Annotated in this window: 9 protein-coding genes; 4 read left to right on the top strand and 5 right to left on the bottom strand. The window is 68.6% G+C overall.

The features are described from left to right. Nucleotides 1–198 precede the first annotated feature (198 nt). Nucleotides 199–1,704 carry a DEAD/DEAH box helicase gene (locus AC5LXX_RS12065; RefSeq protein WP_493409599.1) on the top strand — a complete coding sequence of 502 codons (1,506 nt, stop codon included), beginning with the start codon at nt 199–201 and terminating at the stop codon, nt 1,702–1,704. A 269-nt stretch (nt 1,705–1,973) separates the two neighbouring features. On the opposite strand, the gene gluQRS is transcribed toward AC5LXX_RS12065, so the two are convergent. Together gluQRS and AC5LXX_RS12055 are read right to left on the bottom strand one after the other, a co-directional pair. Then, the gene (gene gluQRS / locus AC5LXX_RS12060; RefSeq protein ID WP_493409598.1) at nt 1,974–2,867 is read right to left on the bottom strand and encodes a tRNA glutamyl-Q(34) synthetase GluQRS; all 894 of its coding nucleotides are present in this window, start codon (nt 2,865–2,867) and stop codon (nt 1,974–1,976) included. Between the two features lie 19 nt (nt 2,868–2,886). Continuing rightward, nucleotides 2,887–3,741, bottom strand: coding sequence for a sulfurtransferase (locus AC5LXX_RS12055; protein ID WP_124452966.1), 855 nt, complete (start codon nt 3,739–3,741; stop codon nt 2,887–2,889). 216 nt (nt 3,742–3,957) lie between these two features. On the opposite strand from AC5LXX_RS12055, the gene dnaE reads away from it, so the two are divergent. The 3 genes from dnaE to AC5LXX_RS12040 all read left to right on the top strand — a co-directional run bounded on the left by dnaE (nt 3,958) and on the right by AC5LXX_RS12040 (nt 10,210). After that, nucleotides 3,958–7,488, top strand: coding sequence for a DNA polymerase III subunit alpha (gene dnaE, locus AC5LXX_RS12050; RefSeq protein WP_493409597.1), 3,531 nt, complete (start codon nt 3,958–3,960; stop codon nt 7,486–7,488). A 300-nt stretch (nt 7,489–7,788) separates the two neighbouring features. After that, nucleotides 7,789–8,874: a glycosyltransferase family 9 protein gene (locus tag AC5LXX_RS12045; protein WP_493411125.1), complete on the top strand. Its 1,086-nt coding sequence runs from the start codon at nt 7,789–7,791 to the stop codon at nt 8,872–8,874. Nucleotides 8,875–9,031: 157 nt separating this feature from the next. After that, on the top strand, nt 9,032–10,210 hold the full coding sequence (locus AC5LXX_RS12040) for a glycosyltransferase family 9 protein (protein WP_493409596.1): 1,179 nt from the start codon (nt 9,032–9,034) through the stop codon (nt 10,208–10,210). A 141-nt stretch (nt 10,211–10,351) separates the two neighbouring features. On the opposite strand, the gene AC5LXX_RS12035 is transcribed toward AC5LXX_RS12040, so the two are convergent. From AC5LXX_RS12035 to AC5LXX_RS12025, 3 genes are all read right to left on the bottom strand, one after another. Beyond that, on the bottom strand, nt 10,352–11,632 hold the full coding sequence (locus tag AC5LXX_RS12035; protein WP_493409595.1) for an O-antigen ligase family protein: 1,281 nt from the start codon (nt 11,630–11,632) through the stop codon (nt 10,352–10,354). Between the two features lie 133 nt (nt 11,633–11,765). Then, nucleotides 11,766–12,608, bottom strand: coding sequence for a glycosyltransferase family 2 protein (locus AC5LXX_RS12030; RefSeq protein WP_493409594.1), 843 nt, complete (start codon nt 12,606–12,608; stop codon nt 11,766–11,768). Between the two features lie 132 nt (nt 12,609–12,740). Then, nucleotides 12,741–13,493, bottom strand: coding sequence for a glycosyltransferase family 2 protein (locus tag AC5LXX_RS12025; RefSeq protein WP_493409593.1), 753 nt, complete (start codon nt 13,491–13,493; stop codon nt 12,741–12,743). Between the last annotated feature and the right edge of the window lies 1 nt (nt 13,494).

Raw genomic sequence — 13,494 nt, 5'->3', positions numbered from 1 at the left:
CGGCCCTTTCCGTCGGCATTCGCGCCGAACGGAGTCCGCACGGCCTGGCGTCCAGCGTTCACATTGAACCGGTCCCAAGCGCCAGAGCGGCGCCGCGCGGCGCGCCGCGGCTCCGTCTATTTCCGAATTGTGATGAGCGCAGGCCCGGCTGGCCTGACGCACGATGTCCCCGCCGCGCCTTTTGAGCGAAACGCCACCATGTCCGATTCTGTCGCCAAGCCCGTCGACGCAACCTTCGATCAATTCGGCCTTGCCGCCGATATCCTGAAAGCCATTGCGGAGCAGGGTTATACGACGCCGACGCCGATCCAGGCGCAGGCCATTCCGGTCGTGCTCGCCGGCCGCGACGTCATGGGCGCCGCGCAAACGGGTACCGGCAAGACCGCGAGCTTCTCGCTGCCGATCATCCAGCGCCTGCTGCCGCAGGCCAACACGAGCGCGTCCCCGGCGCGCCACCCCGTGCGTGCGCTGATCCTCACGCCGACCCGCGAACTCGCCGACCAGGTCGCCGCGAACGTGCACGCGTACGCGAAGCACACGCCGCTGCGCAGCGCGGTCGTGTTCGGCGGCGTCGACATGAACCCGCAGTCGGCAGAGCTGCGCCGCGGCGTCGAGATCCTGATCGCGACGCCGGGCCGCCTGCTCGACCACGTGCAGCAGAAGACGGCGAACCTCGGTCAGGTGCAGATCCTCGTGCTCGACGAGGCCGACCGGATGCTCGACATGGGCTTCCTGCCCGATCTGCAGCGCATCCTGAACCTGTTGCCGAAGGAGCGTCAGACGCTGCTGTTCTCGGCCACGTTCTCGGGCGAAATCAAGAAGCTCGCATCGACCTACCTGCGCAATCCGCAGACGATCGAGGTCGCGCGCAGCAATTCGACGAACGCGAACGTCACGCAGATCGTCTACGACGTCGCCGAAGGCGACAAGCAGGCGGCCGTCGTCCAGCTGCTGCGCGATCGCGGCCTGAAGCAGGTGATCGTGTTCTGCAACAGCAAGATCGGCGCGAGCCGCCTGGCGCGCAACCTCGAGCGCGACGGCGTGGTCGCGTCGGCGATTCACGGCGACAAGACGCAGATCGAACGGATGCAGGCACTCGACGCGTTCAAGCGCGGCGAGATCGAAGCGCTGGTCGCGACCGACGTGGCCGCGCGCGGCCTCGACATCGCCGAGCTGCCGGCCGTGATCAACTTCGACCTGCCGTTCAGCGCGGAAGACTACGTGCACCGGATCGGCCGTACCGGCCGTGCCGGAGCGACGGGCGACGCGCTGTCGCTGTGCAGCCCGAACGAGCGCAAGCAGCTCGCCGATATCGAGAAGCTGATCAAGCGTCCGCTCGAAGTGCAGACGCTCACGCTCAACAAGCCGGCACGCCCACGTCACGACGACCGTGGCGGCGAGCGCGGTGGTGACCGTGGCGGCGATCGCCACGGCGAACGCGGTGGCGAACGGGGCGGCCGTCGCGAGCGCGACGAGCATCGCGGCGCGTCGGGACACCGCTCGGCCGGTGCCGAGCGTGGTGGCCGTCCCCGTCGCCACGAAGCGCCGGTCGACGATTTCTTCCTGAAGCCGTACGAGCCGTCGGCGCCGGCGAAGCAGGCGGACGACGCACAGCCCGCGCAGCAGCCCGAGAAGAAGGGGCCGAAGCGTCAGGTTGCGGCGCTGCTCGGCGGGTTCGGGATGCCGCGCAAGCCGTCGGCGTAACCGGACGGTTCAAGCGGTCGAGGCGGTGCGAAAGCACTGCCGCAGAAGCGGGTGCATGCGATGAGCATGTGCCCGTTTTTCATTGGGAGACGCGATCGGGCAGGGGCGTGCGCGGGCGGGCGATGGCCGGTCGCGCGGGGCAGGCGGATGTCGATGCCGTGTCGTCGGCGGGCGTGGCGCCCGAGCTTGCGTCACGTACTCATGCGATCCGGTTCGACGCCGACGGACGCAGGAACGCGGGCGGTTCGGGCCGCGTTCCTGCCAGTGATTCAACCGGCACGAAGCCCGACGCGACGCGCCCACGCAGCGGTCGCGGCCGCGTAGAACGCGTCCGTCGTCTGGCTCGGCAGGTCGCCGTCGTAGGTCAGGCCGAGATGCGCGGCCGCAGCCCGCAGCGCCGGCAGCGGAGCGCCGCGTTCGAGCGCGGTCGCACCGGTCTGCTTGCTGAGCTTTTCGCCGTTGGCATCAACGACGACAGGCACGTGCAGGTACTCGGGCGTCGGCACGCCGAGGCAGCGTTGCAGATGGATCTGGCGGGCGGTCGAATCGAGCAGGTCTGCGCCGCGCACGACATGCGTGATGCGTGCATCGGCATCGTCGACGACGACCGCGAGCTGATAGGCCCATTGGCCGTCCGCGCGCTTCAGCACGAAATCGCCGACTTCGGTCGCGAGGTTCTGCGATTGCGTGTGCTGCCAGCGGTCGTCGAACGTGACGATCGCGTCGTCGCCGTCGGGCACGCGCAGCCGCCACGCGCGCGCGGGCTTGCCGTGCAGGCCGGTGCGGCACGTGCCCGGATACGCGAGCGTGGTGTGGCGTTCGTGCGCGGCGCGCAGCGAATCGGCGATTTCCTTGCGCGTGCAGCCGCACGGATAGACGCGCCCCGCCGCGACGAGCTGCTCGAGCGCGGCCGTGTAGGCCGCATCGCGCGTGCTCTGCCACACGGGCGGTTCGTCGGGTGTCATGCCGAAATGCGCGAGCGTCGCGAGGATGTCGTCGGCCGCGCCGGGTACCGTGCGCGGGCCGTCGAGATCCTCGATGCGCACGAGCCACGTGCCGCCATGCGCGCGCGCGTCGAGCCAGCTCGCGAGCGCGCCGACCAGCGAGCCGAAGTGCAGCGGGCCGGTAGGCGACGGCGCGAAGCGGCCGCGATAGCCGTTCATCGGGACGCGGGTCGCGCGCTTACGCGGCGCTGGCTGCCTGCGCGCAGGCCGGGCACGACTTGCCGGGCACGTAGCTCGGCGATTGTTGCGCTTCGGGCGTGACGACCGCGCGGCACGCGAAGCACGTGACGTTCTCGGTGGGCTGGAGTTGCGGGTTCAGCGCGGTGCGGTAGTCGAACACGAAGCAGTCGCCGTGGTAGTGCGCGCCGCCGACTTCCTCGAAGTACTTCAGGATCCCGCCTTCGAGCTGGTACACGTTCTCGATGCCGATTTCCTTCATGTGGATCGCGGCTTTCTCGCAGCGGATGCCGCCCGTGCAGAACGACACGACCGTCTTGCCTTCGAGGTCGGCGCGGTTCGCGTCGATCACTTCCGGGAATTCGCTGAACTTGTCGATCCGGTAGTCGAGCGCGTCGTCGAACGTGCCGACGTCGACCTCGAACGCGTTGCGCGTGTCGAGCATCACGACCGGGCGGCCCGTGTCATCGTGGCCGCGGTCGAGCCACGTCTTCAGCGTGCGGGCGTCGACGAACGGCGCGCGGCCGAGTTCCGGCTTGATCGCGGGCTTCTTCATCGTGATGATCTCGCGCTTCAGGCGCACGAGCATGCGGCGGAACGGCTGCGAGTCGGACAGGCTTTCCTTGAACTGCAGCGTCGCGAACTTGCCTTCGAACAGCGGATCGTGGCGGAGGTAGGCGATGAACGCGTCGGTGGCTTCGCGCGGGCCGGCGATGAACAGGTTGATGCCTTCCGGCGCGAGCAGGATCGTGCCGCGCAGGCCGAGTTCGTTGCAGCGGGCGGTGACGAGCGGGCGCCATTGCTCGTTCGCGTCGAGCGACACGAAGTGGTAGGCGGCGAGGTTGACGATGGTCATGATGGTCCGACGGGAAAACGGCCGCACGGCGGCCCGCAAAAAAGGGTGCGAAGCCGGGGCGTTGATTCGAAAAACCGTATTATCCCGCAAACGGCACGGGCATCGGTATCCGGCCGATCGGCCAGCCGCGCGACGCGTCGCCGCGTGCATCGGCCGAACGGCCGGAACGGGCATTTTTTGGGCAGGCTGCGCGGCGGGGCGGCTACAATAGCGCCCATGTCAGATCCCCGCTTCGTCCATCTTCGCGTTCACTCCGAATTCTCGATTGCCGACGGCATCGTGCGCATTGACGACATCGTCAAGGCGGCGGCCGCGGATGGTCAGGGCGCGCTCGCGCTCACCGATCTCGGCAACGCATTCGGCCTCGTCCGTTTCTACCAGGAAGCCCGCGGCAAGGGCATCAAGCCGATCGCCGGCTGCGACGTCTGGATCGCCAATCCCGACGATCGCGACAAGCCGTCGCGGCTGCTGCTGCTCGTCAAGGACAAGGTCGGCTACCTGAATCTCTGCGAGCTGCTGTCGAAGGCGTGGCTCACGAACCAGTACCGCGGTCGCGCGGAGCTCGACGCGAGCTGGCTCGACGGCGACCTTTCGCAAGGGCTGCTCGCGCTGTCGGGCGCGCAGCAGGGCGATATCGGGCTCGCGCTGGCCGCGGGCAACGAGGAAGCCGCGCGCCGCCACGCCGAGCGCTGGGCGAAGGTGTTCCCGGGCGGCTTCTACATCGAGCTGCAGCGTTACGGCCAGCCGGGCGCCGAGGCGTACATCCAGCAGGCCGCGACGCTCGCCGCGTCGCTGAAGCTGCCGGTCGTCGCGACGCACCCGACGCAGTTCATGACCGACGACGATTTCACCGCGCACGAGGCGCGCGTGTGTATCTCGGAAGGCGACATCCTCGCGAATCCGCGGCGCCAGAAGCGTTTCACGACCGACCAGTATTTCCGCACGCAGGACGACATGGTCGCGCTGTTCGCCGACCTGCCGTCGGCGGTCGCGAACACGGTCGAGATCGCGAAGCGCTGCAACCTGAAGCTCGAGCTCGGCAAGCCGAAGCTGCCGCTGTTCCCGACGCCGGACGGCATGTCGCTCGACGACTACCTGGTCCAGCTGTCGAAGGAAGGGCTCGAGACGCGTCTCGTGCAGCTGTATCCGGTCGAGGCCGAGCGCGACGCGCAGCGCGACACGTACTACAAGCGCCTCGAATTCGAGTGCGGGACCATCACGAAGATGGGCTTCCCCGGCTACTTCCTGATCGTCGCGGACTTCATCAACTGGGCGAAGAACAACGGCGTGCCGGTCGGCCCGGGCCGCGGCTCGGGCGCCGGTTCGCTGGTCGCGTACGCGCTCGGCATCACCGACCTCGATCCGCTGCGCTACAACCTGCTGTTCGAGCGCTTCCTGAACCCGGAACGCGTGTCGATGCCCGACTTCGACATCGACTTCTGCCAGCACGGCCGCGATCGCGTGATCCAGTACGTGAAGGAAAAATACGGCGCGGACGCCGTGTCGCAGATCGCCACCTTCGGCACGATGGCCGCGAAGGCGGCCGTGCGCGACATCGGCCGTGTGCTCGACCTCGGCTACATGTTCACCGACGGCATCGCGAAGCTGATCCCGTTCAAGCCGGGCAAGCACGTGACGATCGCCGACGCGATGAAGGAGGAGCCGCAGCTTCAGGAGCGCTACGACCACGAGGACGAAGTCCATCAGCTGCTCGATCTCGCGCAGCGCGTCGAAGGCCTCACGCGTAACGTCGGGATGCACGCGGGCGGCGTGCTGATCGCACCCGGCAAGCTGACCGATTTCTGTCCGCTGTACACGCAGGGCGACGAAGGCGGCGTGGTCAGCCAGTACGACAAGGACGACGTCGAAGCCGTCGGCCTCGTGAAGTTCGACTTTCTGGGCCTGACGACGCTGACGATCCTCGACTGGGCCGAGCGCTACATCCGCCGGCTCGATCCGTCGAAGGCCGACTGGTCGCTCGCGCAGGTGCCGCTCGACGATCCGGCCTCGTTCCAGATCCTGAAGAAGGCCAACACGGTCGCGGTGTTCCAGCTGGAAAGCCGCGGGATGCAGGGCATGCTGAAGGATGCGCAGCCCGACCGCTTCGAGGACATCATCGCGCTCGTGTCGTTGTACCGTCCGGGCCCGATGGACCTGATCCCGAGCTTCTGCGCACGGAAGCACGGCCGCGAGAAGGTCGACTATCCGGATCCGCGCGTCGAACCCGTCCTGAAAGAGACCTACGGCATCATGGTCTATCAGGAGCAGGTGATGCAGATGGCGCAGATCATCGGCGGCTACTCGCTCGGCGGCGCCGACTTGCTGCGTCGTGCGATGGGCAAGAAGAAGCCCGAGGAGATGGCCAAGCACCGCGAGATCTTCGCCGAAGGTGCGGCGAAGAACGGCCTCACGCGCGAGAAGTCCGACGAGATCTTCGACTTGATGGAGAAATTCGCGGGCTACGGCTTCAACAAGTCGCACGCGGCCGCGTATGCACTGCTCGCGTATTACACCGCGTGGCTGAAGGCACACCATCCGGCCGAATTCATGGCGGCCAACATGACGCTCGCGATGGACGACACCGACAAGGTGAAGATCCTGTTCGACGACTGCGTCGTGAACAACCTCGCCGTGCTGCCGCCCGATATCAACCAGTCGCATTACCGGTTCGAGCCGGTCGCCGAAGCCGACGGCAGGCGCTCGCGCACGATCCGTTACGGCCTCGGCGCCGTGAAGGGCAGCGGCCAGAACGCGATCGAGGAAATCCTGCGCGCGCGTGAGGAAAAGGCGTTCACCGACCTGTTCGACTTCTGCGAACGCATCGACCGCCGCGTCGTCAACCGCCGTACGGTCGAGGCGCTGATCCGCGCCGGCGCGTTCGACTCACTGAACGCGAACCGTGCGCAGCTGATCGCGTCGGTGCCGCTCGCGATGGAAGCGGCCGACCAGGCCGAGGCGAACGCGATGCAGGCCGGCCTGTTCGACATGGGCGCCGAGTCGCCGCACGCGCATGCGCTCGTCGACGAACCCGCGTGGGACGACAAGCGCCGCCTGCAGGAGGAAAAGGGCGCGCTCGGCTTCTACCTGTCCGGCCACCTGTTCGACGCCTATCGCGACGAAGTCCGCCGCTTCGTGCGACAGAAGGTCGGCGACCTGAAGGAAGGGCGCGACAAGCTCGTCGCGGGCATCATCGCGTCGCTGCGCACGCAGATGACCCAGCGCGGCAAGATGCTGATTGTGTTGCTCGACGACGGGTCGGGCCAGTGCGAGATCACGATCTTCAACGAACAGTTCGAGGCCAACAAGGCGCTGTTCAAGGAAGACGAGCTGCTGATCGTGCAGGGGCAGGCGCGTAACGACGCGTTCACCGGCGGCCTTCGCTTCACGGCCGATACCGTGATGGATCTCGAACGTGCACGCAGCCGCTATGCGCAGGCCGTGCGGCTGACGATGAACGGCAATGCCGACGCGGTCGCGTTGCGCCGCGTGCTCGAGCCGCACGTGTCGAAGGACGATCCGGCGGCCGCCGCGGTCGAAGCGCCGGCGCCACGCGGCGGCGGGCGCGATGGCGGCCGTCGTCCGCAGGCGCCGCTGCCGAACGGGCTCGCGGTGCAGATCCACTACAGCAATGCGCGGGCGCAAGGCGAAATGCGCCTGGGCGACGCGTGGCGCGTGAAGCCGAGCGACGTGCTGCTCGCGGAGTTGCGCGCGGCGTTCGACGGCAGCGTCGTCGAAATCACCTACTGATCGCGCCCCGTTTCGACGGCTGTCGCGACAGGCGGCCCGTCGCATCGCCATCGAGCGGTGCGGCGGGCCGTTTTTACGTCTGAGGGTAATCGGGCCTTGGGCTGGTCATCCGGACGCTATACAATCCGGCGCTAGCCGCACGTACGCGGCGCCCGCCGCGGGTTCGCGCGACGCACGGCGCTGCCATGGTGTGCATAAACGGGGGCGGATCCATGCGATGTGCGATACGACCGCCCCGGATCAGGACGCCGTGAAACGGCCCGTCGCGACGATAAAAAAACCGACTGTCTCCATATGACCATGGCCAATGGGAACCCGACGCAGCGGATCCTCGTGATCCGGATTGATTTTCTCGGCGACATGCTGTGCACGACGGCGTTTCTCGGCGCGCTGAAGGAGCGTTGGCCCGGCGCGGAGCTCCATGTGGTCGCGAACCGCTACAACGCGGCCGCGCTGGCCGGCAACCCGGACGTGCACACGATCCATACGTACGTCTACAGCCGACAGTGCGAGCGCAACGACCGTCCCGGGCGGATGCGCGCATTCTTCGACCGGCTGCGGCTCGTGCGCCGCCTGCGCCGCTTGCGGTTCGACCTCGTGGTCGTGCCGAACGGCGGCATGCATCGCAGCAGCATGCAGTTCGCGCGCCAGCTTCGCGCGAAGGACTGCCGCTGGCACGATGCCGACACCGAGTTCGACGATCGCAAGCCCGAGCATGTCGCGCAGCGGCAGATGTGCCACGAGGCGCTGTCGGGTTTCCGGCTCGTGCCCGAACTCGGCCGTGCGGATCTCGACCGCCTCGAACTGTCGGTTCACCCCGACCCTGCGCTGCAGGATACGTGGCATCGGCTGCTCGGCGCGCGCACGAAGCCGCGTGTCGGGCTGTTCGTGTCGAACAAGGCGGTCGAGCGCCGCTGGCCCGCAGACCGCTGGCGCGACCTCGGCGTGCGGCTTGCGCCGTTCGCCGACGTAATCGTGTTTCGCGATCCGACGATCGGCAAGTGTGCCGAGGACGACACGTGGCGCAACGTGGATGCGCGGCAGGTGGCGCCGTCGTCGGTGGCCGAGATGGTGGCTGCCGCGAGTCTGCTCGACGTGATCGTGTCGGCCGACAGCGCGCCCGTGCATCTCGCGTCGGCACTTGGCGTGCCGGTCGCCGCGCTGTTCGAGGACCGTCCCGAGAAATACCTGCGCTGGCACCCGCTCGGCGTGCCTCACGTGATCCTGCGCGCCGGTGCGACCGTCGACGCGATCGACGTCGACGCGGTCGAACGGGCGGTGCGCCATCTGCTGCCGCAGGCCGGTCATCGCGACGAGCCGGCGGCCGCTGCGGGACATGCGCAGCCGGCTGCCGCCGCGCCTGCGGTCATGACGATCGCCTCGTAGCGGCCGCATCCGCCCGGCACGGACGTCGGCGCGGCCTGTCGGCGCGCCGCATCGAGGCCGTTTCGACGCAGCTTGCACGGCCGGCGCGCCACGCCGCGCCGGCTGCGGCAAAATCCTGTACATTGCCAGCCTTGTTCAGCCAGCCAGACAGATCGCCGTGGCCCTGTTTTCCTCTGCCCGCCCGCCCAGAACCATTCTCGTTGCAGCACCGCGCCGGATCGGCGACGTGCTGCTGACGACGCCGCTCGTGCGTTCGCTGAAGGCCCGCTGGCCGGAGGCGCAGATCGACATGCTGGTGTTTCGCGGCACCGAGGGCGTGCTCGAGCACAATCCCGACGTGCGCCGCGTGATCGTCGTCGCGCAACGTGCGGGATTCCGCGAGCGGCTGCGCGACGCGTTGTCGATGTGGCGCCGCTACGATCTCGCGTGCGCGGCGCTGAGTTCCGACCGGCCGCGGTTCTACAGCTGGTTCGCCGGCCGCAAGCGGGTCGGTCTCGTCGATCCGGATCGCGTCACGTGGCTCACGCGAATGATGCTGAACGGAATCGCGATCAATCATCACGAATCCGCGCATACGGTCGTCAGCACGCTCGCACTTGCCCCGGTGATCGGTATCGAGCCGGTGTCCGAGGTCGTTGCGCCCGGCATCGGCGACGATCCCGCGCGGCGCGCGCGCTTCGACGCGTGGCTCGCCGAGTCGCCGGCGATCCGCGACGGCAAGCCGCTGGTCGTCCTGCATCCGTATCCGATGTTCCGCTACAAGCAATGGCGGCTCGACGGCTGGGTCGAGATGATCGGCTGGCTGCGCGAGCACGGCTTCGCGGTCGCGCTGTCGGGCGGCCCGGCCGACAGCGAGCGCGAGTATGCGGAGCAGGTCGCGGCCGAAGCGGGCGGCGACGTGCTGAACCTGGTCGGCCGGCTGACGTTCGGCGAGAGCGCGGAACTCGTGCGGCGCGCGCGGCTCTTCATCGGGCCCGACACCGGCGCGACGCACGTCGCGGCCGCGACGGGCACCGACACGATCGCGCTGTTCGGCCCGTCCGACCCCGTGCGCTGGGGGCCGTGGCCGCAGCACTGGCCCGCGACCGAGAATCCCTGGCCGTTGCGCGGCTCGGGGCGGCACGGGAACGTGTGGCTACTGCAGGGGGAGGGCGATTGCGTGCCGTGCCGGCACGAAGGCTGCGAGCGCAAGGTCGACAGCCGCAGCGACTGCCTCGCCAATCTCGGCGCGCAGCGCGTGAAGGCCGCGGCGGCCGACATGCTCGGGCTGAATCCGCCCGGTGCGGCGGATGCCGTCGTCGACACGTCGCGACTGCGTCGCGCCCGGTCCGACTGACGCGCGGGGGACGCGCGTTTTCCTGAATTCGAAGGGGAACAGGGCCGCGACGAGCAACGCCGACGGCACGCTGCCCGCTCGCATTGACGTCAGACTGGCGCTGCCGGAGCCGGCCGGCAGCGGAACCCGTGTCGTAGTGCGTTACGCGCTGCGCCGGATCGCCGACGTTTCGCGCGGCAGCGCTTCGCCGCGTTCGCCGCAACCGAGCAGGATGCCGGCCAGCAGCACGATCAGGTGCCCTTCGGCGAAATCGAGCAGCAGCGAGTTCGCGAGACTGCCGATCGCGAAGATCGCGAGCCACCCGAGCAGCAGGTGCCGCGAGCGCGGATCGAGCGCACGGCTGCCGCGCGCGATCTGCACGATCAGGTTGATGAACAGCAGCAGGCCGACGGTGCCGAGCTGGACGGCCATCAGCAGGTATTCGTTGTGCGGGTTCGACGTGAGCTGCCCTTCGGCTGCCGTCTTGCCGGCCGTGAGCCGCTCGAATTCGGTTTCGAGGCCGCCCGCGCCGTAGCCGATCACGGGGCGCTGGCGATACAGTTCGAGCCCCTTCTTGTACCACTCGAGACGCAGGCCCGTGGACGTGGCCGCATCGCTTTGCCGGTACTGCTGCACTTCCGTCACGACCTTCACGAGCCGGCCGTTGTGAACCGTGCACGCGGCGACCACGAGTGCGACGCCGGCGAGCGCGAATACGCCGGCGGCGAGCCCGGCGCGCAGCGCCGATTGCCGGCGCAGCAGCAGCACGAAACGCACGGCGACGACGAGGATCAGCAGCAGCGCGATGACCTGCCCCGTGCGTCCTTGCAACATCACGAACACGTTGACGAGCGACCACGCGGCGACGCCCGCGTAAGCGACGCGCGACAGCGCCGTGCGGGCCGCCAGCGCGAGATCGGCGGCCTGGTAGAACAGCAGCGCGCCGAACATGCCGGCGGCGATATGGTTCTTGAACACCCATGCGCGCGACAACGGCAGATCGGACGCGTGCGCGGGCCCGATCGCGGTCAGCCCGAGATAGTTGGTCGTCGACAGCAGCAGGATCACGCACAGCGTGCCGAACCAGCAGCGCTGCACGATCGGCGCCCAGTTCGAATGACGGAACGCGAGCACGGCAAACGGCAGCAACAGCAGCTTGTCGTACTTGGCGACCCAGCTCCACGCCTTGCCGTGCGGCGCGACCGTGTACGTGATGCTGACGGCGAGCGCCGCGAGGATCAGCAGCGCCGCGAGCGACGTCTGATCGGTGACGAGCGAGCGCAGGTCGCGCCAGAATTCGGGGGAGATCACGAGCGCGGCGGCGAACAGCCCGCAGAACACGTTGGTCAGCGCGGTCGAGACGGGGACCATGCAGAGCGCGGCGACGGCGAATGCACGGGCGGCGGTCAGGCGCCGCGAGGCGGGAGCGGAAAACGAAAGCATCGGAACCTGTCGAATGGACGAATGCGGCTAGCCGGCATCGTGCGGCGCGCCGCGCATCCCGGCGGGAGATCCGGGACGAACGGCGCAGTATACGCGAAGCAGGACAGGTTTCTGTGTCGTTTTCGGGGCCCGATCAGCTGAAGGCGCGCTTGATCCGCGAGCGCAGCAGCGCGCGCTTCAGGCGGCCTTCCACGGCCGGCGTATCGAGCGCGATCTGCGTGCCGGCCGGCTCGCCGCGATGCAGGTAGTAGCGGTCGAACGTCGCCTGGGTCATGCCCCATTTGTTGAGAAACTGGCGGCGACCGTCGTTCTTGACGATCTTGCCGGTGCTCTTCTGCTGGAAGTGGTAGACGAGGCTGTCGCCGACGCCGAGGAAGATCCGGCAGCCGGCGTCCCAGAATTTCATCGAGAAGTCGTTGTCGCTGCTCATGCCGGGCGACAGCTCGCTGCTGTAGCCGCCGATGCGGTTCCACCAGTCGCGGTGCACGAGCGTCGGCGGCCAGGTCGACCCGAGCCAGTCCGCGCGTGCGAGCTTCGGCGTCGCCGCGACGAGGCCCGCCGCGTCGAACTGCTCGGCGTCGCGGCCGAAATTGCTGACGACGACGCACGGGTTGCGCGTGTCGACCGGCTCGACCATCGTGCCCGACAGCATGAAGAGGTCGGTCGGCATCTGTTCGATGCGGCGCACGAGCGCCGCGTCCCAGCCGGGGCAGCAGTACATGTCGTCGTTCATGTAGACGACGTAGTCGCGCGTCGCACGCGCGGCGGCCCAGTTCACGGCATGGCAGATGCCGATGTTGGCCGGCGACGCGGTGTGCTCGATGCCTTCGCTGCGCACCCAGTCGAGCGTGCCGTCCGAGCCGTCGTTCACGTGCACGATGACCTGGTGGTCATGGGCGGAATGGCGGCGCAGGCTGTCGACGACGAGCTTGAGGTACGGCAGGTTGTTCCAGGTCGGGATGATGATGGAGAACATGGCGGTCGGAATCGGTGGTCGTCGTGGCGGGCGGCGCGCGGCGGCGCCTCTCGGGCGGGCTCGCGCGGCGCGGGCAGCCCGGCATTGTAACGCCGGGCCGCCCGCGCGCCGGCGGTGCGCGGGGCGGGCGGCTCAGCGCGCGGTTTCGTGGCCGAGCTTCAGGAAGCGGTAATACACGGTTTCCGCGTTGAACACGGCGATCATGAAGCCGGCGCGGCCGTCCAGGAACCCGCGCCGCAGCACGTAGGTCCGCACGAACGCCCATGCGCCGCGTGCGACCGCCTTGCCGAAGCCGCCGCGCTGGCCGGCCGCGCGGCGCTGGCGCGCGCCGGCCGTCGAATACGCGTCGAGCTTGCGCACGACGGTTTCGAAGTCCTCGTACGAATAGTGCATCAGCTTGCCGGCCAGGCGCTGCGCGGCGCCGTCGAACACGAGGCGCTCGTGCACGAGATCATCCGAGAACCGCGCGGTGCCGCGCCGGAACAGGCGCGGCACCCAGTCCGGATACCAGCCGCTGTGGTGAATCCACTGGCCGCAGAAGCTCGACAGCCGGTCGACCGCATAGACCTGCGCGGCCGGCGCGCGGATCGTGTCGCGGATCGACTGCGCGAGCTCTGCGGTGACGACTTCGTCGGTATCGAGCGACAGGATCCAGTCGGTGCCGAGCGCGTCGAGCGCGCGGTTCTTCTGCGGGCCGAAGCCCGGCCAGTCGCGCTCGACGATCACGCGCGCGCCGTGCGCCTGCGCGATCGCGACGGTATCGTCGGTGCTGCCGCCGTCGATGACGACGACATCGTCGGCGAACGACAGCGCATCGAGGCACTGCGCGAGCCGCGCGGACGCGTTGAGGGCGATGAGGGCGACGCCGAGAGAGGGTTCAGCCATG

Source organism: Burkholderia torrens, from assembly GCF_984668525.1.
The sequence above is the reverse complement of the archived record's forward strand: the minus strand, read 5'-3'. Positions and strand labels throughout refer to the sequence as shown.